This window comes from Helicobacter sp. MIT 14-3879 (assembly GCF_003364125.1).
On record NZ_NXLP01000019.1, the window covers coordinates 1 to 23,717 of the forward strand.

The window sequence follows — 23,717 nt, forward strand, 5'->3', positions numbered from 1 at the left end:
GCAGAATCAAGATTTTATTTCAAGGTATTTCAAAAGGAAAGATTACCCAAATTATTAATCTTGAACCCGTGGAAGCGAAAGTTGCAGTGATTTTCTACAAAAAATACGAACCGCATACCATTCAAGCTCTTCTTGCAGTCTTTTTAGAGAAAATCAATGCTTTAGCGCATTTAAGTCAAAATATTTCTCCTGAACTATTGCGTAATATTGAAAACACAGATGACCCCAACAAGGTTGTGGATTTAGTTACTTCTACCTTGCGGTTAAAAAAAGAACAAAGTTATATGCTTTTTGCAAGCAACGATACGGAAGAGCGGCTCATGCTTGCTACGCAAATGGTGCTAGAGGAAATAGAAACGCAGAAATTACAAAAAGATATTAAATCCAAAGTCCATACCAAGATGGATCAAATCAACCGTGAATTTTTCTTAAAAGAACAGCTCAAACAGATTCAAAAAGAGCTGGGTATTGATAAACAACGAGATGAGGAAATAGATCAATATTATAAAAAACTTGAAGAGATTAAAGATGGCATGAACGAAGATGCCTATAAAGAAATTAAAAAACAAATTGACAGATTGGCACGTTCCCACCCCGATAGCTCGGATGCCAATATGGTCCAGAATTATGTTGAATGGATGTTAGAAATTCCCTTTATCCACATAAGTAGCAAGAAGCTTAGTATCAAAAATGTAGAGAAACAACTCAATAATGATCATTATTCACTCATTGAACCAAAACAAAGGATTATAGAATACTTCGCAGTTAAACAACTAGTGGAGCAAAGAGCAAAAGAACAAGGTAATGACTTGAAAGATTCCAAAAGAAAAAATAGAGAATCTTTACTTGCTAGTAATGTGATAAAAAAAATTGATACCAATGTAGAATTTAAAAAAAATAAAACAAGAGATTGCGATAAAGATGAAAGACAGCATACCAACGACAATAACGAAAGTAATGACCAAACAAAAGAAAAAGAATCTGTTACGCAAGTTATTCGCGACAAGTATAAGGGTACAATACTGTGTTTTTATGGACCTCCTGGTGTTGGAAAAACAAGTTTAGCGAACTCTATAGCCACCGCATTGGGCAGACCCCTTGTGCGAATAGCATTGGGAGGATTAGAAGATGTCAATGAGTTACGCGGGCATAGACGCACTTATTTAGGCTCAATGCCGGGTAGAATCGTGCAAGGATTAATAGATTCTAAAAAAATGAATCCGGTTATGGTTTTAGATGAAATTGATAAGTTAGCAAGAGGTGTTAGAGGAGATCCCACAAGTGTTTTGTTAGAAATTTTGGATCCAGAACAAAATGTAAGTTTTAGAGATTATTATACAAATTTTAGTATTGATTTATCACAAGTTATCTTTATAGCTACGGCTAATGATATTGCTCTGATTCCTGCACCGCTACGCGATAGAATGGAATTTATTGAGATTAGTAGTTATACACCACAAGAAAAATATGAAATAGCAAAAAAATATCTTATCCCTCAAGAAATTAAGAATCATGGTTTAAAGCAAAATGAATTAAAAATTTCCAAAGAAGCCATTGATTTAATGATTCATAATTACACAAGAGAAGCAGGAGTACGTAACTTGCGACGAAAAATTGCGCAAATTATGCGCAAGATAGCAGTTGAGATTCTAGGAGGTAAAGTTAGTTCTATTTCCATTGGTGCGAAAGACTTGCCTAGATTCCTTAAAAAAACTGTCTTTGAAATTGATAAGGCAGAAAGAACACCTCGCTTAGGCATTGTAAATGGGCTAGCTTGGACAGCTGTGGGTGGGGATGTCTTAAAAATTGAAGCCATCTCTTTGTTGGGTAAGGGAAACCTCAAGCTTACCGGACAATTAGGAGATATTATGAAAGAATCTGCTTATATTGCCTATTCAGTTGTCAAAAATAGATTGGATATACAGTTAAAGGAAAAGTTAGATTCCAAAAAACTAAAATCCAAGAAATTAGATTCTATAGATTCCAAAAATGCTCAATCTTCTAAAGAAGAATATGAAAGCCCCACTGAAAAAATTGATATTCATTTGCATGTGCCAGAAGGTGCAACACCAAAAGATGGACCAAGTGCAGGAATCACTATGGCATGTGCCATTGCTTCTATTTTATTTGACAAAAAAGTACGGCAAGATATTGCTATGACGGGGGAGCTTAACTTAAGCGGTGAGGTTCTTCCTATTGGTGGGCTTAAGGAAAAGTTAATAGCAGCCTATAAGGCAGACATCACGCGAGCCCTCATTCCTATTAAAAATTATAAACGTGATTTAGAAGACATTCCAAATGAAGTGCAGAAAAATCTTGAGATTATTGCGGTAAGGAATATTGACGAAGTATTTAAGTATGTTCTCATAGATTAGCTTTCATGCTTTAAATCTTAGCAGAAATTTTGACTAGGCTAACTAAATAAAATATTTTCTTGTCAGATTGTTACTCTATGTTCTATATGCAAGTGTAGATTCTAAAAACACATTATAATAGCAGTTGCGCTCATCGTCATCTTTCATAACTATCAAAGTCTCATCAGAATGTCAATATGCAACACAAGGTTGTCTAAGAGATAATATTGTATCGGCATCGCGACTATAACATTAATTCTTGCATAAATTATAACTCCTCCTTAAGACTATTCACAAGAGAAATGCAACGAAGAGTGCTTCTCTCTTATTCTTGCAGTTGTTACACTATTATGTTGTTTATTCTTTGTGTCTTAAATCCTTTTGTGATGTTTAATCTTCTATTTAAGACTTTTTAAGCTTTTTAATTTTTTAGATTCTTTGTTTCTCTTTAGTGTATCCCTCTTAAGATGAAACTCTCTTATTGTTAAAGTATTTTTATATTTTTAATCTTTTTTCTCCTCTATATAACCTCTCAATCATTTTAATATCTTTCTTACTTTGAGATTTTTGATTCTTTCTCATCTTTCTGAATCTTTTTATCTTATCATGCTATGTAATCTTTTAATTATTTGAGTTATTGATTCTTTTTTATTCACTTAGGTCTTTATCTTGAGCATCTCTTTTGTCTTTAAAGCCATTGAATCTTTTGTAAGGCAGCACCCTTACGGTGAGAGAGTTCATTTGGTGTTAAGTAGGGATTGGGTATTGCAGAATCGAGTGGCATTTTCCTTTCATTGGTTATTTAACATTTCATTTATGGGCAGAGGTTATATGGCGCAGGAGTGTTGTCCTAAGTTTAAATATTTTCTTATTTTTATGATTAACTATTTATGTTGGTCTTAGCTTTTATCTCTATGCCATCTTATCAAAGTGTGTTGCTGAATTGAGTAATTTTATACAATAGAATAAAAATGTCCGTAGCTAAGACCTCTTATTTTCAATACTTTCTTATCTAATAATTTACTGCAATATAAAATTTGGATATTTTGTGGTGTTATTTGATTTAAAGCAGAATGCACACATTTGGATTGTCAATAAGTAGCAATCCCCCTCCCTTATTTATCTGTTTGTCTTGTTGTCTTGCATTAGAATCTGTGTGATTATGAATTACGCTTAATTTACATCTTTTCATCTCTATAGATGGCATTTCAAGAAAACATAGGATAGCTTCCTAACCATTTAATTTCGCCTTCCCTTTTGGCAAAGATTCTCTTCACATTAACATCTTCTCTATGTCCGTGAAAATCCATATAAAACCCTGAACGAAAACCTCTATCATCATGAATGGGACGCGAATCAATTTTTGTGATATTAATATCTTCTTCCTTAAAATCACGTAGCAACTCAAAGAGTGCGCCAGCTTTTTCATAATCTTTAATACTTACGAATATCGAAGTTTTATCATTGCTTCCTCGAGGATTAAAAAAATCACTGATAATCACAAAGCGCGTTTGGTTGCTAAGGCTTGTTTGGATTCTATGGAACATAATGGGGAGTTTGTAAAGTGTTGCCGCAATGTTTGAGCAAATTGCCGCACTCTTAGAATCTAGACTCGCAAGTCTTGCCGCATGCGCTGTGGAACTCACGGAAATTTGTTCAATGTCTTGTAAATCATAGTGATTGAGAAAATCTCTGCATTGCCCAAAAGCAATATCTTTAGAGTAGATTTTATCAATGTCCTTAAGGTCATTGGCTTGAGTAGCAAAACTATGATGCACAGTGAGTATGATTTCATTAATAATTGTGAAAGGGTATTTTGCCAAATTGTCAATGCTTTCTCCCACCATACCATTTGTATTATTCTCAAGTGGAATGACACCATATTTTGCGTTACCTTCTTGCAAAGATTCAAAGACAGCTGAAATTGTGCTAAGGGGTAGATAGGAGCTTAAAGGACCAAATCTTGTTTCTGCGGCTTGATGACAAAAACTACCAACAGGACCTAAAAAGGCAATTTTTTGCGGCATTTCAATATCACGTGCAATTGCAAATATTTCGTAGAAAATGGCTTCAATGCTAGCTTTATTAAGATGATGTAAATTATGTTGCTTAGCGTATTGTAAGAGTTTAGCAATAATACTTTTTTCTCTATCTGGACGGTAGATATTTGCATTACTCTGTACTTTGAGATGTCCTATTTGTTTGACGAATTTTAATCTTTCGTGAAGCAGAGTAATGAGCTGAGAATCTATTATGTCAATTTCTTTGCGCAACGCATTAATTTGCGATTCATTTAAGCCTGTATTGCTGTTAGATTCTATCAGCTTGTTGGAATCATTGAGCGTGTTTTGTTTGAATTTATTGCATTTTGCCTGTTTTTTTTGCATGGCTATCTCCTGTCTTTAGTTTATGAGATTCTATCTATATTTTTAGGAGATAATGAAATGTTGTCATCTTACTTCACTATCCAAACAGAATTTTTGATTCTACCTAGATTACTAATGAATTGGACTTTGTTTTACTACAAATTTTATAAACACTAATATATGACAACTACGAAATGATTTTTATTGTCATTTGAAGTTTCTTTAGAATCTAAGTCGTGTGTTGCGAATGTGTACATTTGCTTGAGAAAAAGTCAAAACCAATTTGCGTCAGGAAAAATCCTTTCACTGATGAGTAATTTACATTTGCAAAGGTAGATTTCAGATTCTAGGGATGTTGAAAAGTTTTGACGCACTCTCTTACAATGATTAGATTTGTAAGCAAGATTAATGCTTCGCATGCGCGCTAAGATTTAGCTAGTGCTAGCTCTTGAGTATTTCCCAAGAAGCTTACAAATGCTTACATAAAGTTATTTAATGTTAAATTACTTCTTATTGCTTGGCACATAACAAAACACAAATTCTCTTTTCATTACCACAATTAGTTAGAAATTATGATATTATCTGTTGATTAAATGAGTTCTTTTACCGCACACTTCAATAGAACTAGATATGGATTATATATGAAAAACTTTTTTTATCCTTTGTCTTATTATGTCGGAGGAATCTTCTTTGCGCTTTGTGTTGCTCTTATTAGCATATTTATTGGACGTTTGAATTTTGTTGCGCAATTGCACATTTCCCCATTAATTATTGGTATTTGTCTAGGAATTTTACTCTCTTTTGTTTATAGAAAAGCCGTTTTTACTGCTAGCAAATTGGAAACAGGCATTAGTTTTAGCGCAAAAAAAATTCTGCGATTGGGTATTATCCTGTATGGCTTTAATGTTTCTTTAAGTGATATTAGTAATGTTGGGATTATAGGAATTATGCTGTCTTTAGGCATTGTTGTTGTAATTTTATGTTTAGGTGTTTTTGTGGGGGTAAAATTTTTGAGGCTTGATAAGGAATTAGCTATTTTAGTTAGCATGGGAAGTGCTATCTGTGGGGCTGCGGCAATCTTAGCAATGGAATCTGCCCTACAGTCTGCCCCCCATAAGGGTATTATTGCCGTTGGAACGGTGGTAGTTTTTGGGTTAATTGGTATGTTTCTTTATCCTATACTCTATCAATTTGGTTTTATTCCATTGAATGATATGGAGGAGGGATTATATATTGGTGCTACTTTGCATGAAGTTGCAAATGTCGTAGGTGCTGGTGATGCCATTTCACAGGAATGTGCTTCTTATGCGCTAATTACCAAGATGATTCGTGTGATGTTGTTAGCCCCTGTACTGTTGATTATTCCTTGGTGCCTTGAACGATTCTCTCAAGGCGATAAACAAACAAGGCAAATAGCTTCTCGTAAGAAATTCTATATTCCTTGGTTTGCGTTGTGGTTTTTGCTAGTGATATTCTCACATTCTTTTATTGAGTTGCCAGAGACGCTTATTGAGTGTGCAAAGTTTCTATCTGTTCTTTGTCTCACTATGGCTATGTGCGCACTTGGATTGCAGATTGATTTTGAAAAGTTCATTGCATTTGGCGGAGAGGCTTTTAAGCTTGCATTCATTTTGTTTCTTACTCTATCTGTGGGGGGATTTTTAGTAATTTATGCTTTATCTTATTTTCAGATAATTTAAGCTTTAGGGGTAATGATGAAAAGCATAAAAAATTCATCTCATTTTCATAACGGTAGAGCGCGCAATCATAGCATGGTAATACCGACTTCATTGATTGTAGGTAGCGATAAAGAATTGCGTATTATAGAATCTTATACAACATATCCAAAAGTTCGGGGTAATAAATCTATGTTCCGTTCTTTATTGCAAACATTCTTTATGCAGGAATCAGTAAATATCCCCAGTGTCAAAAGCGATATTAAGACAATACCTAAGCAAGATAGTTTTGTGTGGTTTGGACATTCTTCTTACATGCTTTGGTTAAATAATAAAACCATTTTGTTAGATCCTGTGCTTGATAGTACTGCTTCTCCTCTGCCTTTTGTCTTTAAACCCTTTAAGGGAGCGGATATTTTTAGCTCAAATGATTTGCCTAGTATTGATTATCTTGTTATTACACACAATCATTATGACCATTTAAGCAAGATAAGCCTCATGCTTTTGAAGGACAAAATAGGGCATGTTATTGTCCCACTAGGTATTGGCAAGTATCTTAAATCTTGGGGTATAGAGGAAAGTAAGATTATTGAGTTAGATTGGGAGGAGGAATTTAGTCGCGATGACTTTACTTTTTATTGTCTGCCTACACAACACTATTCTGCAAGGAATCTTTTTGATTCTAATACAAGCCTTTGGGCTTGCTTTGTTTTAGAATACCGCACATCAGAATCTGTAAAGAATATTTACTTTAGTGGAGATAGTGGTTATGGCGGACATTTTAAAGTGATTGGAAAGAGATTTAGAAAGATTGATTTTGCTTTTATTGAGAATGGACAATATAATATAGGATGGGCAAAACATCATCTCTTTCCTCATCAAAGCTTACAAGCAGCACTTGATTTAAATGCAGAAAAAATGATGCCTATTCATAATTCTAAATTTAAATTAGCACCACATTTCTGGAGTGAACCTTTAGAATTGCTTTATGCTCTTTATCAAGAAGGATTACGCAATAATAGGTTGAATTTTAGCCTTATAACATCAAAAATTGGCGAAATTACTCCTCTTTGGAAAGCAGTTGAAACCCTTTGTTGGTGGCAGGATTTATGAGTTCTCAATTGCCAAAACTTCTCCTCTTTAATCTCTCACACAGCCACCTGATTGATGATAGATTCTAAGATTTATGATTCTTGCACTTCTCATGAATAAAGCAATCTCCCTTTACTCTCTCAACATGACAAACATGCTTTCTTTTGTAATGTGTGGGAGAGCTAGGAAACAATATGACAAGTAAGAGCATTCTCAAGCAGATAAACAGAGAAATAACACAACAAAGAAGCGATAAAGAATCTCAAGGCATTAAAAGAATCTAGGAATACGGGATTAAAGAATCTCAAGAATCTTAGTCAATACATAAAAAATGCAATAGCCCAAGAGTGAGACAAACAGAGGGAAAGCACACAAGAAATACAACAAAACAAAAGAGAAATCTTCCCTATTTATTCCTCGTGTGAAAGGTGTTAAAAAGGAGGGTTGTGTAAATCTTTATACTTAGCAATATGTTTTGGATTTTAAATTAAAATTATAGATGTTCTGGGTTGCACAAATACTAGGGGGGTTTCTTTAAACTTTAGCAACATGATTATTAAGATTGCAGACAACCTATTATTGAGAATGTAAAACTGATAGCCTAGATTGTTTCTTTGTGAATTGGCTTGGGCGAGGCTTATAGATTTTGACATTTTATTGCAGAATCTACTTGATTTCTGTGCGCTAAGGCTCTAAGAGTTTTTAACATATTGTAGGTAAAATTTCTATAAGAATACCATGCTTGCTATTCACCAATCTAGGATACAATCACATATCTTTCTGGCAATACCGCTACAATAAATTTCATCATTAACAGCATAAATCTTTAACACTTCCTTGCTAGGTGGGATAAGAATCCTTTCTTGTGAAAAATCGTGCATAGCTACATATACGGCACTAGCTCCTGTACCGCAAGCTTGTGTTATAGCTTCTACACCCCGTTCGTAAGTAGTATAATAAGTTTTATCAGAATCTCTAAAGGCAATATTCACATTCGCGTTATACTTATGCCTTAACTGTGCGAGAAATTCAATATCCGCAATAAGAGTATAATAATCTTTCATAGATGACACCAAGCATACTAGGTGAGGAATGGTCATTTCAATCAGTTCAAATTCATAAACATTATTTCTCCTATATTCTACAAAATTACCTTTTATACTATACGTACCCAATTTACTTTGAATATATGCTTCTTTAGGATTTAAAATCTTTTTAATTTCAGTAACGATGACACCTGCTTTGCTAAGAAAGCTATGTTTTATAGGAGCTAATTTATGATGATAGGCATACAGGCTCACGGCGCGACTTGCATTCCCACACATATTTGCTACACTACCATCAGAATTATAAAAATCCCATTTGTATGCAGCATCTATATCTTGTTCTTCAGCAGATAATGGGAGCAACACCACTAAGCCGTCAGCTCCTATACCATAAAATCTGTTACAAAGTTTTATAGCCATTTCGCTTCTATTGGTAGATACGAGACTATGGAATATTAAAAAGTCATTCCCACTTGCACAATACTTACTTAGCAACATCTCTCCATCCTAATATTCTTTGTACCGATTCTATCGTGTTTTACGCATTATTTTGTTGCATATTAGGTAATTTATCCTATAATTTGACTTATTCTTTCTCTACATGAGTAAAATGGGCATAAAATGGATACAAATGATACGCCACCGTGGGACATAAACGAGCCACCAAAAAATCCTATTGATATAAAAATGCCTTTTGTCATGGAAAAAAGTATTTTTGATACATCGGATATTTCTATACCCAATCATAATGATTCCCTTGAGGTTTCTGCTGCTAAGAATCTTGCACATACAAGCCAATTACATTTATCAAACATTGCTGATTCCAAGATAACGGATTCTACCCATGCACCATCTGCTAATATTCCAATCAATCTTTCTGCCCCACTTAATACAACCATAAATGATGGACAATCTTTGCGAAATGTTACTATGCAAGATTCTGTGCCAAATTCCCATTATACAGAATCTACTACACAATCAGCACGTCCTCATAATAATGCAAGTCATACGGAAGTTATAACCCTTGCTACTAAATATCGCCCTAAGCTTTTCTCAGAGCTTATTGGACAAGAAAGTGTCGCGAGAACACTCTGCCTAGCTCTTGATACACAAAAGATTGCTCATGCTTATCTTTTTAGTGGGCTTCGGGGTAGCGGTAAAACTTCTTCGGCACGTATATTTGCGCGTTGCTTACAATGTGAAAGCGGCATAAGCTCTCACCCCTGCGGAGTGTGTGCGAGTTGTGAATCGGCATTAAAGGGGAACAACATTGATATTATTGAGTTAGATGGAGCAAGCAATAGGAAGATAGATGACATCCGAGAGCTCATTGAGCAAACAAAATATAAACCAAGTCTGGGCAGATTCAAAGTTTTTATTATTGATGAAGTACACATGCTCACCAAAGAGGCATTTAATTCTCTTCTAAAAACATTAGAAGAGCCTCCTAATCATGTGAAATTTATCCTAGCGACTACTGACCCGCTTAAAGTACCCCCCACTATTCTTAGTAGAACGCAACATTTTCGTTTTAAGAAGATTCCTATCAATGTACTTAAAAATTATCTCACGCAAATTTTACATAAAGAAAACATACTCTATGATAATGAAAGCATTGATATGATTATTCGCAATGGACATGGCAGCGTGCGCGACACACTTACCTTGCTTGACCAAGCCATTATTTTTTGTCAAAATCACTTAAGCACCAATAAGTTAGCGGACATGCTAGGCGCACTTGATTTAAAAAGTTTTGACACTCTTTTTAATGCTCTTTTACAAAAGAATAAACAAGAATGTATCAACTTTGTTAAAACACTTGATGGATATGAAACCGAAATGGTACTAGATTCCTTAAGCCTCTATATTAAAGATAAGTTGATGCAGGATAGAATCATGCCAATTATGGCTATGCGCTACGCTAATATTATTGCAGATGCTAAGGCTTTATTGCAACTTGATTGTGATGGTGATTTTTGCTTATTATTAACAATTCTGAAAATGCTTGAGGCACAAAAGATAAAGGATATAGAATCAAGCATTCAACAATTAGAATCTCATGCAAACTTTTATTATGAACTTGACAAAGCCACTGTACATAATAATACTAATATGGCTAATACTCCCCCTTATCCTATAGAAACAAATCATGCTCACACAAATGTAATTCTCCATAATCCTGTGCATACGGATTCAGATTCACAAACGCAGTCTTATAAAACGCAAGATTCTTCACTAGAATCTCCAATTCTAAAACCTGCAGTTTCACAATTAGATTCTGAAATTTCAGCGCAAACACAAGATGAGACACAACATCATGTCATGGATAATTCTCTTCACAATCATCTTACATCAAACACTGCTGTGCTAGATTCTCTGACATCAAATTCTCAATCGCAAGAATCTAACACGCGACATTCTCTCTCTTCCTCACTTCAGCAACAATACATTCAGATGCTAAATGCTATTAGCGAACGAGATTTTAATACAGGTGAAATCTTTGAGAAATTTATTGTTCTTGAGAGAATAGATTCCACATATATTTATCTTACTAGCTATACTAATGAAGAACAAAATAACATATTGCGACAATCTTATAAGGGAATCTTAGATATTGCTCGACATATTTTTGGCTCACATATAAAAATTAAAGTAGAAAAAAAAGCACCCTATTTGCACCCCTCTATGATTCAAAAAAAACAAGATTTTACATCGCAAGATTCTGCAACAAAGGATTCTACCTCGCAGAATACTACCACACATTTGCAGCATTCCAAAGATTCCTCCCCTCCCTCCCAAGATTCTTTCTTAAAAGCCGATTCATCACCATCGCATCACAAAGAATCTCATCATGAGAATGATGACCAAGCAAGACTTTTAGAATCCACTTCTGTGCAACCATCTCATCATACGCAAAATATTACACTTAATCAAGAGAAGTTGCAGGACTTTGTCAAAGAGAACCAAAGGATTCTTAGCACAATAAAAAACGAACTAGGCATTAATACCGTAAAGTTTGTGGATTATAAATAGCGAAAACAGAAATTCCTGTGATATGATTTTTAGAATCTAGCTATAAAATTTGCTTTATAATTTTGACTGACTGAATGATTAGGAATATCATGCCATCTTTAGCCTTTACCTTAAATGTGTTGCTATTATTCTGTCTTTTGAGTGTCAATGCACAGGATTCACTTTATAACACGCAGCCAACAGACTCTTCTCTGCAAGATTCGCTCGTAGATTCTCTTGACACACAGACTCCTTTATCGGATAAAGAACAAAAACAAATGCAAATTCAGCAAATGGACTTAATGCGCAAGGAACAAAGGAGCAACCCCGCTCCAAGCGACCTTATTTACTATAAACAAAGAGAGATACAAAAAGAAATACAAAAAGATTCCACTCTAAAAATTGATCCTTCAAGGTTGATAGAGGTTGAGCAAATGGGAGAGAGTATATGGTATGAATTCGTTATTTTTTATATTCTTAAGCTTGTCAATGATACGCCCTATGGCGAATCCTATAAGATTTCCGTACCACTTGTTTCTAAACTGCACAAAAAGGAAGTTGTAAAAACCTGTGAGATTCCTACAAAAGAAACTTATTATTCGCTTACTATCTATCCTTATTATACAGAATCTGAAATGCAAGCAAGCATCAAAAAACAAACGCAGCAAGTACTCTATAATTTTTTACAGAAATATAAGCATAATGTTCTTGAGTGTCTTATGCAGCATGGAGCTTATATTGATGATATGAATACTGCCATTAACTTAGAATCTCGCACTAAAACACTTGCTAATGTGCGTTCATATCTCATTGTCCGCTTTAGTGGCGGGATTTTAACTCTCAAGATTCTTGAAATGCAAGCAAATGCTCATCAAAAATAATATCATCTTGTTTTGCTACAATACGATGGAATCATTTACTCAATCATCACAGCGGGAGAATTAATGAAACAACAATCCTCATCAAGTAGGCAACAAACACGCACGTCGCCCATACATTCAAAACAGCATGTATTTATAATGAAAGAATTGGTTATCTTTATTTGTGTTGGCATATTGTTATTATCACTTGACCAAGCAATAAAATATTTTCTTATTCATCTTGCTAGTCCAAATAGCATTCATGATTTTATTCCCATAGCACAGGGCAGAGTCATTTCACTAGCTTTAGTTTATAATACGGGTGTAGCTTTTTCCTTTCTGACTTCTTTAGGCGAATGGTTGAAGTTCATACAGGTTGGTTTTTTATTGGTTATATCCGTGATTTTATATCTTCAAAGACAGTTATTTTTACAGCATTATTTATCCTTTGCTTTCATGTTAAGCGGAGGGATTTCTAACGTCTTGGACAGATTCTTACATGGGGGTGTTGTAGATTATATTTACTGGCACTATGGATTTGATTTTCCTATTTTTAATTTTGCAGATGTGTGCATTGATTGTGGGATTGCATTATTTATTTGGCAAGTTATTCGCACCTCTCGACAAAAAATACAATAAAGAAGTAGTTTAAACATTTTCTATGTCTGATGGCATTCAAATGAGCGAGAAGTTGAATGAAGCTAATGGAGCAGTCCGTTTTCTAATCAGCATAAGCTTTCTTAATAGCATTTTTGGTAAAATGTTGTTTTATGTGAGTGCTTTGGCATCGCCTAACAAAATTTTGATTCCATTTCAGATTCTAGCAAATGATTAAAATACCAAAATATATTATAATAGCCCTTTCATGAAAGATGAGGTTCCAATGGCAAAAACATTTCACTCTACAAACAATAATCCTCCCTCTGATAACACACAAGATTCTCTACATGACACAACAAGTTCTCCTCAAGAAACCACAATCTACAATACTCAAGCACAAATTCATGAAAACTCTATCTATGAACGTAATCTTGAATCCCTAAGCTATCGTGATCCACTCTTATTTTACAATCTTCTAAAAATAGGAACAAATACACAATATGAGGTATTTATGGGCAGCGATAGTGCAAATTTTAATATTGTTGAAATTGCTCGTAATATTCCCTTATATCAAGGCGACCCATTGCAAGAGAATCTCGCTGTGTTAAAACGTTATGAAGCATATCGTTACTATCCCTATCTTTATGCTTATGGATTAGGAAATGGCATTCTCTATCGCATGATGTTAGGAAATGAGATTTTAAAACGTATGGTGGTTGTTGAACCTGAGCTAGAAATTATCTATATTGTCCTTAATCTCATTGATTTTAGCGAAGAAATTCTTAGCAATCGCTTGATTATCTTGCATGCACCACAGTGTAATTTTAATATGATTAATTCTCTCTTTGATATGGATAAGTTTTCTAAGGTATATTCTAAAGTGTATGACTTACTTATCCCCAATCATTACTATGAGAAATATCATGATGAGATTCTAAGGATAAACAAAGATTTTGTGATGGCTATTGAACATAATGTTATCAGTGTTGGCAATGACACACGAGATGCTATTATTGGCATTAAGCAACATATTGAAAATATGAAATACTCTCTTTATGCTCCATCTCTTATTGAGATTCATTCCAAGCTTAAAGGCAGAGATACAGCCATCATTATTTCTACTGGTCCTAGTCTCTATAAACAACTTAAGCAATTAAAAGAAATTGCACCTTATGCGACACTCTTTTGTATTGATGCAAGTTTTCCTATACTTTATCAACATGGGATAAAACCAGACATTGTTTTCTCGCTTGAAAGAGTAAAAGAGAGTGCAAGATTCTATACAGATACACCCATAGATGCACAAGAAGGTGTTATTTTTTCATTAACCTCTATTGTGCATGAAGACACTATTCATGCTATAAAGAAAGGAGTCAAGCAATTTAGTTTTCGTCCTTTTGGCTACACAACGCTTTTTAATTTTTATGAGTATGGGTATTTGGGTATTGGTATGAGTGCGGCAAACATGGCATATGAGCTTGTGGTGCATTCACAATTTAAACGTTGCATTATTATTGGGCAGGATTTAGTTTTTGGAGAAGATGGCACAAGCCACTCTAAAGGAGCAGTATATGGTGAAAATGAAATTAAACCTAAAAAAGATAAGATATTTGTAGAAAAATATGGTGGTGGCGGTGTTGTTGAAAGCACAGAGGTTTGGAAGCTTTTCTTAAACTTTTATGAAAAAGATATTGCGAATACACCCTATCCCATCGAAGTGATTAATGCCACAGAGGGAGGAGCAAGGATTAAAGGAACAATTGAAATGCCCTTTAACGAAGCATGCAAGCTTATCCCAAGAGTCAAGAAAAAACCCATAATACTCAAACCCCCAAGTAAAGCCACTTCAAAAAAGAATAGGGAAAAAGCAATAGAAATTTGTCAAAATTGGATTGATTATGGTGAATTACAACAAGAAAAGATTGAAAAAGTATTTTTAGAGCTTATAGCATTTTTAAAGGAAATTGAGGAACTCAATAAACAAAATCGTCTTAATGAATTTAATTATGCAACAATGGAAAAGCTTATAGATTCTATTGATGAAATCAAAGAGGTTTTTAATTCAAGGGTATTCCATGACTATTTTACAGATGCCCTGCAGTCCTATATTTTTCATCAAGAGCTTGATATAGCACAACTCTTAGTGCGTCCAATAAAAAATGATGAGGATAAAAGAGCTAAGGAGCTTGAGTGGTTATATCATCATAGGTATTGGCTTTTTAGTCTTGCAGGTGGGATTGATACTGTGGTGGTAGTTGTAAGAAGAGCACTTGAATATCTTACTGGAGAGAAATACGAAAGTCTAAAAGATAAAGAGAAAGCAATGCAACAAGATTCTAAGAATCACTAATCTTTGTAATGATATGATTAAGAGAATAAGAGAAAAGAATAAAAAGAATAAAAAGATTAAACAGAATAAACAGAATAAACAGAATAAACAGAATAAACAGAATAAAGAGAATAAAGAGAATAAAGAGAATAAAGAGAATTCTTGCTAGGACATTTTTATTCATAGTGATGTTTTGTCCATGTATCAGTGTTGTGAATGGGTGAGCAGAATTTCTTTAGTTGGGCATTAGCATTACAAGGGATTTATAATGATTCCAATACAAGTTGATTTCATCTTAATTTGATGATACTAATACATCTTTACTTCCTGTGATTTCATAGAATGCAGTGAGTATAGGATTTTCTTCGTGTTTATGCCTGTCTATACTTTGTAACATTGCTTCATAATCTCTAGGGATAACCTTGAAGAATTCATGTTTATCAAAATTTTTGAGAATCTTTTTAGCCCTATCAGAATCTGTGTATTTCAGATGATTGTTAATCAACAACTCTACTTCTTTGGCATCTTGAGAATCTAGCTCACGAATATCAACCAACTCAGTATTAATATGCCCTGTATTATGTTTGCCATAAATATAAGCTATACCGCCACTCATACCTGCAGCAAAGTTTCTGCCAATATCACCTAGCACCACAACTAAGCCTCCTGTCATATATTCACAACCATGTTGTCCAGTCCCTAAACATACTGCAGTTACACCAGAATTTCTTACACAAAATCTCTCACCTACAATACCGTCTAAATACACCTCTCCTTCAATGGCACCATATAAGCAGACATTCCCAGCAATGATATTGTCCTTTGCTTCAAAGCTTGCTAGAGGAGATTTGTGCACAATAATTTTACCGCCACTTAATCCTTTGCCTAAATAATCATTGACATCACCAATCACCTTTAATGTAATTCCATGTGTGAGAAATGCACCAAAGCTATTTCCTCCATTGCCATGTGTGATAATTGTAATGCTATCTTTACATAAACCCTTTTTACCATGTATGCGTGTAATCTCTGAACTTAGAATTGTTCCAAAGGTCCTGCCTGTAATATTGCTTATCTCTAATTCTAAATGCACTTTTTTGCCTTGTGTGATAGCAGGCTTTACTTGTGGTAGCACTACGCTTAAATCTTTATTTGTATTCAGATTAAGATTCTCATAAGACATAAAGTGCGTGTGAGTTTTATTCAGTGTGAGTGGATTATGCAAGATTCTGTCCAGATTTATTTTACGTGCCTTTGCATAAACCCTTTGTGGTAAGGTAGGTGAGCTAGGAAGTGGAATGTTATCGAGAGATAAGGGCAGTTTAGCACTTCTTAAAAGCTTATCACTTCTGCCTACCATGGAATCAAGATTCTTAAAACCAAGCATTGCCATATATTCACGCAAATGTTGTGCAATGAAGTGCATAAAATTGACAACATACTCGGGTTTTCCATGGAATCTCTTTCTTAACTCTTTGTTTTGTGTGGCAATGCCAAAAGGACAGGTATTAAGATTGCAAACCCTCATCATGGTGCAACCAAGCACCACTAAAGGCGCAGTAGCAAAACCAAAATCTTCAGCCCCAAGCAGTATTGCAACAGCTAAATCTCTTCCTGTCAAAAGCTTACCATCAACTTCTAATCTGACTTTTTCACGAAGACCATTGAGAATTAAAGTTTGATGCACTTCAGCCAAACCAAGTTCCCAAGGAGTTCCTGCATTAGCAAGAGAAGTTCTAGGGCTAGCTCCTGTGCCTCCATCATAACCAGAGATTAAAATGGTATCTGCACCTGCTTTTGCTACACCTGCAGCAACTGTGCCAATACCACTTTCGCTTACGAGTTTAACGGAGATTCTTGCATTACGATTGGCATTCTTTAAATCAAAAATGAGTTGCGCTAAATCCTCTATCGAATAAATATCATGATGAGGGGGAGGTGAAATAAGCGTAACTCCGGGGGTAGAATTTCTTGCGCTGGCAATCCATGGATAGACCTTTTTACCTGGGAGCTGCCCACCCTCACCCGGCTTTGCTCCTTGTGCAATTTTAATTTGAATCTCATTGGCATTGACCAAATAATTAATGCTCACGCCAAATCTCCCGCTTGCTACTTGTTTAATCGCAGAATTAGTAGAATCTCCATTGTCAAACGGCTTAAATCTCTCTTCTTGCTCACCACCCTCACCTGTATTGCTTTGCGCATTGATTCTATTCATGGCAATGGCAAGACATTCATGCGCTTCATTAGAAATAGAACCATAACTCATAGCACCTGTTTTAAATCGCTTAACCAGAGATTCTATACCCTCTACTTCATTAATAGAAATAGCTTGTGAAAAATCCATATCCATACAGTGCCGAATATGCGTAAATTTAGAATCTACAATTTGTGCGTATTCCTTAAATTCCTCATAATTTGCATTCTGACATGAATGTTGTAATTTATAAATCATCATGGGGTCGTAAAGATGATCTTCTTTTTCCTTGTCTGCATTCCCATAGAGGTAACTTCCGCTGCGATACCCATGCAAACCAACACTCATAAGCTCTATATCTACGAAATTATAATAATGAGCAGAATCTTTGTCTGATTGTTTTGTTTGATACATGGCACGCAAGGATTGAGCATATTCAAAAGCCTTAGTGTGCAATGTAATCACATCTTGCAATATGTCATGACAGTCAATTCCTTCAATATGCGTTTGTGTTCCGCTAAAATGAGAATCTATCAGCTTTTTGCTCACACCCAAAGCCTCAAAGATTTGTGCCCCATTATAACTTTGCAATGTAGATACACCCATTTTGGAAGCAATCTTAATAATGCCACTTGTGCTGGCTTGAATAAAGTTTTCTACTGCTTTATGATATTCTTCTTGTAGCCTTTGTTGTTGTATTAGTAAAAATATAGAATCATAAACTAGATAAGGACAAATCGCAGTTGCTCCATATCCAAGCAAACAAGCTAAATGATGAATCTCTCTTGGTTCAGCACTTTCTACAATAATGCTTGCCTTTGTTCGTTGTGAAGTGCGCACCAAGTGATGATGCAAAGCAGAAGTCGCAAGGAGACTGGGTACGTAAAGATGATTATCATCTAAACCCCTATCGCTTAAAATGAGAATCTGTACACCATGAGCAATCGCATCATTTGCTTCTAAGAAGATTCTTTGTAAAATTTCTTCTAGCACATTAACTTCCCTGTAAATGGCTTTATTCAGTTCGGATTTATCAAAAAGCAGTGAGATAGTTTGACTTTTAAAGCCTTTAGATTCTAAGTGTGAGATTTTATAAAACTCTTCATTACTAAGAATGGGTCGATTAATACGGATTCTCTTTGCATTATTGGCGTTAGGATTAAGCAAGTTACCCTCTGCTCCTGCATAATTTCTGCAACTTGTTACAATTTTTTCACGCATGGAATCTAATGGAGGATTGGTAACTTGTGCAAAAAGCTGTTTAAAATAGTTAAAAAGAGGCTGTGGGTTAGGACTTAGAAGAGCTAAGGGCGTATCAACTCCCATGCTAGCTAAAACCTCTTTGCCATTTCTAGCCATTTCCTCAATACTTAGAGTCAGCTCATCATAGTTATAACCAAATGCTCTTTGTAATATTGCAATAGATTCTAGGTTATTTGCAGTCTTATAACTAGAGAGAATGTTATTGGAGTTCCCATGCAATGCTTTGGTTGTATTTTTACTTCTTGTTGCACTTTTTGAGTTAATTGTTTGATTCTTACGCGTTGTTTTAGGGCTAGATTCTCTAAGAGATAAAGATTTTTGAGAATCTAGTGAGAGATTAGCACAAGAAGAAAAATTGGAATTGACATCAAGCTCTTCTAATGTAATCTTATCTAAGTCAATAAGATTTTCCAACCATTTTGCATAAGGCTTTGCATGAGCATATTGCATTTTAATTTCTTCATCTGAAATCACTCTGCCTTTTTGTGTATCAACCAATAATAGTTTGCTAGGTTCTAGTCTCTTTTTTTCCTTGATTCTCGACTCATCAATTTTTAGCGCACCTGTTTCACTAGCTAGAATCAAAAAATCATCTTTGGTAATATAATATCTTGAGGGACGGAATCCGTTCCTATCAAGGCTTGCCCCCATAATCACGCCATCACTAAAGATAATAGAAGCTGGTCCGTCCCATGGCTCCATAAAAGTCGAGTTAAATTCATAAAAACTACGTTTTGTTTTATCCATAGAATCGTTTTTACTCCAAGGCTCCGGAATAAGCAACATGACTGATTCTTCCAAACTCCTGCCATTCATGATAAGAAATTCTAGAGTATTATCAAACATTGCGGAATCACTACTAGGTTTTGCAATAATAGGAAAAACCTTGTTCAAATCATCAATATATTGTGAATCGCAAGTTCCCTCTCGTGCTTTCATAGAATTGACATTGCCATTAATGGTATTAATTTCACCGTTATGCACCATATAGCGATTGGGGTGTGCGCGCTCCCAGCTAGGGAATGTATTAGTAGAGAAACGTGAATGCACAAGACAAATAGCAGATTCCACATTGAGATTCTGAAAATCAAGATAGAAATCGCTTACTTGCGTAGAAACAAGCATACCCTTATATACTACTGTGCGTGAAGAAAAGCTAGAAATATAAAACTTTGGGACATTGATGGTTCTTTTTTCAATAATGCGACGTGCAATATAAAGTTTCCGTTCAAATTCAATGCCTTTTGCAATATCTTTTGGTTTTTTTACAAAAGCTTGGAGAATATAGGGCATGGCATTTCTTGCGACCTCTCCAATAATAGAGGGATTTATCGGTACTTCTCGAAAACCCAAGAATTCCAATCCGCATTCCGCTAGTCCTGCCATAAAGATTTCTTTTCCTTCTTTTTTCGAATCTTCATTGCGAGAAAGAAAAATTTGTGCTAAGGCATAATCTCCCTCATCTGGTAAAATGAAATGAAGATTCTGTGTTTTAAAGAATTTATGCGGAATCTGAATGAGAACCCCCGCACCATCACCACTGTTTTTTTGTGCTCCACCTCTGTGTTCAAGATTCTCTAAAATAGTTAAAGCATCTTTAATAAGTTGATGAGATTTGATTCCCTTAATATTAGCAATTGCTCCAATTCCGCATGAATCGTGTTCATTGCGTGGATGGTATAATCCATGTTGCTTGAAACTATGGATATTATCTAAGTCTATCATTGAATTGATTCCCCTTAAAGTTAAAATATTTAATCATTCTAGCATACTGCATTATAGCTCAAATCTTTAAGTAATATCACCTTGAATTTCACTGTTTATTCTAATTTTAACAGGACCTTTAAACTAAATATTATGTGCAAACTTGCAAGCTTTGGGTTTATACTAAAATTCTAAATTTCTTTTTTATACATTAACCTTATTTTTGTTACAATCTCAATTTTCTTATTGGCTATTTGTAGTTTTTTTGGCTACAATTAAGAAATCTATATTTTTTCTTAGGAGTTCATTATGAGTTCAGAAATTTTTAATAAAGTCAAGACATTAGTAGCAGAGGAGCTAAAGGTTGAGTTAGAAGAAGTGAAACCCGAATCAGATTTTGTAAAAGATTTGAATGCAGACAGTCTTGATGTAGTGGAGTTTATCATGGCACTAGAAGAAAAATTTGATATAAAGATTCCTGATGAAGCTGCGGAGAAGATTAAAACAGTTCAAGATGTCGTTGATTACATCGCTAATTACAAGACCGAATCTGAATAATTTAGTTCGAAGCTTTTGCTATTATAAGGAATAATGTTGCGACGAGTTGTAGTAACAGGAATAGGCATGGTAAATGCACTTGGGCTAGATAAAGAAAGCTCTTTTGAACGTATAATAGAGGGTGCGTGCGGAATTAAACATATAGAATCTTTTGATACAAAGGATTTTCCTGTAAGAATTGCAGGTGAAATTAGAGGATTTAACCCCGAATCTGTCCTTGATGCCCGAGAAGCAAAAAAGGCACATAGATTTATACAACTAGCTTTATTGGCAACTAAAGAAGCATTACTAGATAGCAACAAAAATGTTCAGCAGTCTTTCTTAGATTCCAATCTTATGATTTTAAATGATATAACTGAGAGATTTGGAGTAAGTTCTGGTGCTGGAATTGGTGGGCTTGAGACCATTCAAAATAACTCTATTGCTTGCTACACAAAGGGACCTAGACGTATCAATCCGTTTTTTATCCCCTCTGCTCTTGTGAATATGTTAAGCGGGTTTATTTCTATTCAACACAAAATAAAAGGTGCAAATCTTTCTAGTGTTACTGCTTGTGCAGCAGGCACACATGCCATTATAGAAGCCGCAAAAACTATTATGTTAGGCAGCATGGATAAGATGCTTGCTGTTGCGGGGGAATCTACAATTTGCGCGATAGGGATTGGTGGCTTTGCAGCAATGAAAGCCTTGAGTTCTTGTGATGATCCCCAGAAGGCTTCAAGACCTTTTGATAAAAAACGTGATGGCTTTGTCATGGGGGAAGGAGCGGGGGCTTTAGTATTAGAGGAATATGAACAGGCAAAAGCAAGGGGTGCTTTCATATATGCAGAAATTTGCGGATTTGGCGAAAGCGGTGATGCTAACCATATTACTACACCAGCATCAGAAGGTGAAGGCGCATATCGTGCTATGCGAGATGCTATAAAAATGGCGGGTATAAGACCTGATTATATCAATGCGCATGGAACAAGTACCTATTATAACGATATGTTTGAGACACAAGCCTTGAAGAGAGTTTTTGACAACAATGTTCCTCCTGTAAGTTCTACTAAGGGGCAGTTAGGGCATTGTCTTGGTGCCGCTGGTGCAATAGAAGCCGTTATTTCGATTCTTGCTATGCACAAAGGCATTATGCCGCCAACAATTAATCAAGAAGAAAAAGACGAGCTTTGCGATCTTGATTATATTCCTAATCTCCCTAGAAAAGCCGCTATCAATAGCGTTATGAGTAATTCATTTGGCTTTGGTGGCACAAATGCCGTAGTAATCTTTAAAAAAGTTTAATCATGGCAACTTATTTAGATTTTGAACAACGATTAAAATCCTTAGAAGAAGATATAGAGTCTGCAAGTATGCGTAATGATGGTGTTGCTGCAAAAGTCTTACAAAAAGAGCTAGATAATGAAATTAACAAAGTTTATTCTCATCTTAATGATTATCAAAAACTGCTTTTAGCAAGACATCCAGATAGACCTTATGCACTTGATTATATCGAACTTATCATGAATGATTCCTATGAAATATTTGGTGATAGACACTTTCGTGATGATAAGGCAATTGTTTGTTTTTTGGGCAAGATAGAGAATGAAAGAGTGATGGTTATTGGGGAAGAAAAAGGTAGAGGTACAAAAAACAAAATTATACGTAATTTTGGTATGCCAAATCCAGAAGGTTATCGCAAGGCATTACGTGTTGCTAAAATGGCAGAGAAATTTGGTATCCCTATCCTTATGCTTATTGACACGGCAGGCGCCTATCCGGGATTAGGGGCAGAAGAGAGAGGGCAGAGTGAAGCAATAGCTAAAAATCTACAAGAGTTTGCTATTTTAAAAGTTCCCACAGTCTCTATAGTTATTGGCGAGGGTGGCAGTGGCGGTGCTCTTGCTATTGGTGTAGCTGATAGGTTAGCTATGATGGAATATTCTATCTTTAGCGTAATTTCACCAGAAGGTTGTGCTGCTATTTTATGGAATGATCCCACAAAGATTGAGGCAGCAACGAGAGCCATGAAAATCACACCTCAAGAATTAAAAAAAGCAAATCTTATTGATGACATCATTAAAGAGCCTCGCAGTGGTGCGCACCGTAACAGGAATCAAGCAGCAGCAAGCATTAAAAATTATTTCCTTGAATCTTTAGAACAGATTCGTTCCAATCCCAATTTTTTGAATGCACGATATGACAAACTTATGAGTTACGGTTCGTTTAAGTTTTAAATATTCAATAGCCTTAGTATCTCATATTTATTATTTCTATGGGTAAGCTTTGTTTGAGATTAGCTACCTTGAGGTACATAATCTGTATTAAACTATTTTCAAATGTTTAGTTTTTGTCTTTTATAATAAACTATGCTGCTACACAAGCAATGGAAACTGCAAATTTATTTAGATGAGAGGGTTACTACTTTCAAATACTGTGAATTCCTTTATATTTGTATGGCTTTCTTTCTCTCCATTTAAAAACATAGCATTCTTTTGCAAGGTTAATAAAACAAGGATAGGTTTATATTTATAGAGAGTTTTGCGTCTGATTTGTTAAAGAACCTTATAGAATATAGAAATGCAAAGAGTCAATGTGGCACTCAACAAAGACTATTAAACTGCCTAATATATGAGAACAAGATTCTTAGTGATAATTTTTTGTTTATGGCATATCAGCAT

At 35.0% G+C, this 23,717-nt stretch carries 14 protein-coding genes; 11 read left to right on the top strand and 3 right to left on the bottom strand.

Going from position 1 to position 23,717, the window contains the following annotated elements; all coding sequences use genetic code 11:
• A partial coding sequence (lon, locus tag CQA44_RS08455; RefSeq protein ID WP_115546830.1) for an endopeptidase La occupies positions 1-2,375 on the top strand: 2,375 nt, incomplete at its 5' end.
• A 1,187-nt stretch (positions 2,376-3,562) separates the two neighbouring features.
• On the opposite strand, the gene CQA44_RS08460 is transcribed toward lon, so the two are convergent.
• On the bottom strand, positions 3,563-4,741 hold the full coding sequence (locus CQA44_RS08460) for a bifunctional chorismate mutase/prephenate dehydratase (protein WP_115546831.1): 1,179 nt from the start codon (positions 4,739-4,741) through the stop codon (positions 3,563-3,565).
• A 620-nt stretch (positions 4,742-5,361) separates the two neighbouring features.
• Between CQA44_RS08460 and CQA44_RS08465 the strand changes: the two genes are divergently transcribed.
• Both CQA44_RS08465 and CQA44_RS08470 read left to right on the top strand, forming a co-directional pair.
• Positions 5,362-6,420 carry a YeiH family protein gene (locus CQA44_RS08465; RefSeq protein WP_115546832.1) on the top strand — a complete coding sequence of 353 codons (1,059 nt, stop codon included), beginning with the start codon at positions 5,362-5,364 and terminating at the stop codon, positions 6,418-6,420.
• Positions 6,421-6,435: 15 nt separating this feature from the next.
• Entirely contained in the window at positions 6,436-7,509 is a 1,074-nt protein-coding gene (locus CQA44_RS08470; RefSeq protein WP_181881838.1) for an MBL fold metallo-hydrolase, read from the top strand.
• A gap of 728 nt (positions 7,510-8,237) precedes the next feature.
• Here CQA44_RS08470 and dapF read toward each other — a convergent pair.
• Positions 8,238-9,032: a diaminopimelate epimerase gene (gene dapF, locus CQA44_RS08475; RefSeq protein WP_115546834.1), complete on the bottom strand. Its 795-nt coding sequence runs from the start codon at positions 9,030-9,032 to the stop codon at positions 8,238-8,240.
• A 123-nt stretch (positions 9,033-9,155) separates the two neighbouring features.
• Between dapF and dnaX the strand changes: the two genes are divergently transcribed.
• The 5 genes from dnaX to CQA44_RS08495 all read left to right on the top strand — a co-directional run bounded on the left by dnaX (position 9,156) and on the right by CQA44_RS08495 (position 15,356).
• Entirely contained in the window at positions 9,156-11,567 is a 2,412-nt protein-coding gene (gene dnaX, locus CQA44_RS08480; RefSeq protein ID WP_258864960.1) for a DNA polymerase III subunit gamma/tau, read from the top strand.
• An 89-nt stretch (positions 11,568-11,656) separates the two neighbouring features.
• Positions 11,657-12,427: a hypothetical protein gene (locus CQA44_RS08485; protein ID WP_115546835.1), complete on the top strand. Its 771-nt coding sequence runs from the start codon at positions 11,657-11,659 to the stop codon at positions 12,425-12,427.
• 63 nt (positions 12,428-12,490) lie between these two features.
• Positions 12,491-13,045 (top strand): signal peptidase II, encoded by a 555-nt coding sequence (lspA, locus tag CQA44_RS08490; RefSeq protein ID WP_258864961.1) that lies wholly within the window; start codon positions 12,491-12,493, stop codon positions 13,043-13,045.
• A gap of 40 nt (positions 13,046-13,085) precedes the next feature.
• Positions 13,086-13,241, top strand: a complete 156-nt coding sequence (locus CQA44_RS12600) for a hypothetical protein (RefSeq protein WP_181881839.1) — start codon at positions 13,086-13,088, stop codon at positions 13,239-13,241.
• A gap of 48 nt (positions 13,242-13,289) precedes the next feature.
• A complete protein-coding gene (locus CQA44_RS08495) occupies positions 13,290-15,356 on the top strand; it encodes a motility associated factor glycosyltransferase family protein (protein WP_115546842.1) in 2,067 nt (688 codons plus the stop codon).
• Between the two features lie 274 nt (positions 15,357-15,630).
• Here CQA44_RS08495 and CQA44_RS08500 read toward each other — a convergent pair whose 3' ends face one another.
• Positions 15,631-20,517, bottom strand: a complete 4,887-nt coding sequence (locus CQA44_RS08500) for a glutamate synthase-related protein (RefSeq protein ID WP_258864962.1) — start codon at positions 20,515-20,517, stop codon at positions 15,631-15,633.
• A gap of 291 nt (positions 20,518-20,808) precedes the next feature.
• Here CQA44_RS08500 and acpP point away from each other — a divergent pair, with 291 nt between their 5' ends.
• The 3 genes from acpP to accA all read left to right on the top strand — a co-directional run bounded on the left by acpP (position 20,809) and on the right by accA (position 23,273).
• A complete protein-coding gene (acpP, locus tag CQA44_RS08505) occupies positions 20,809-21,057 on the top strand; it encodes an acyl carrier protein (RefSeq protein ID WP_115546837.1) in 249 nt (82 codons plus the stop codon).
• Between the two features lie 66 nt (positions 21,058-21,123).
• Positions 21,124-22,341, top strand: coding sequence for a beta-ketoacyl-ACP synthase II (locus tag CQA44_RS08510; RefSeq protein ID WP_408941383.1), 1,218 nt, complete (start codon positions 21,124-21,126; stop codon positions 22,339-22,341).
• A 2-nt stretch (positions 22,342-22,343) separates the two neighbouring features.
• A complete protein-coding gene (accA, locus tag CQA44_RS08515; protein WP_115546839.1) occupies positions 22,344-23,273 on the top strand; it encodes an acetyl-CoA carboxylase carboxyl transferase subunit alpha in 930 nt (309 codons plus the stop codon).
• Positions 23,274-23,717: the final 444 nt, after the last annotated feature.

Coding starts and splice junctions, on each gene's coding strand:
- CQA44_RS08460 (WP_115546831.1), bottom strand. CDS start 4,741: ATGCAAAAAAAACAGGCAAAATGCAATAAATTCAAACAAAACACGCTC.
- CQA44_RS08465 (WP_115546832.1), top strand. CDS start 5,362: ATGAAAAACTTTTTTTATCCTTTGTCTTATTATGTCGGAGGAATCTTC.
- CQA44_RS08470 (WP_181881838.1), top strand. CDS start 6,436: ATGAAAAGCATAAAAAATTCATCTCATTTTCATAACGGTAGAGCGCGC.
- dapF (WP_115546834.1), bottom strand. CDS start 9,032: ATGTTGCTAAGTAAGTATTGTGCAAGTGGGAATGACTTTTTAATATTC.
- dnaX (WP_258864960.1), top strand. CDS start 9,156: ATGGATACAAATGATACGCCACCGTGGGACATAAACGAGCCACCAAAA.
- CQA44_RS08485 (WP_115546835.1), top strand. CDS start 11,657: ATGCCATCTTTAGCCTTTACCTTAAATGTGTTGCTATTATTCTGTCTT.
- lspA (WP_258864961.1), top strand. CDS start 12,491: ATGAAACAACAATCCTCATCAAGTAGGCAACAAACACGCACGTCGCCC.
- CQA44_RS12600 (WP_181881839.1), top strand. CDS start 13,086: ATGAGCGAGAAGTTGAATGAAGCTAATGGAGCAGTCCGTTTTCTAATC.
- CQA44_RS08495 (WP_115546842.1), top strand. CDS start 13,290: ATGGCAAAAACATTTCACTCTACAAACAATAATCCTCCCTCTGATAAC.
- acpP (WP_115546837.1), top strand. CDS start 20,809: ATGAGTTCAGAAATTTTTAATAAAGTCAAGACATTAGTAGCAGAGGAG.
- CQA44_RS08510 (WP_408941383.1), top strand. CDS start 21,124: ATGGTAAATGCACTTGGGCTAGATAAAGAAAGCTCTTTTGAACGTATA.
- accA (WP_115546839.1), top strand. CDS start 22,344: ATGGCAACTTATTTAGATTTTGAACAACGATTAAAATCCTTAGAAGAA.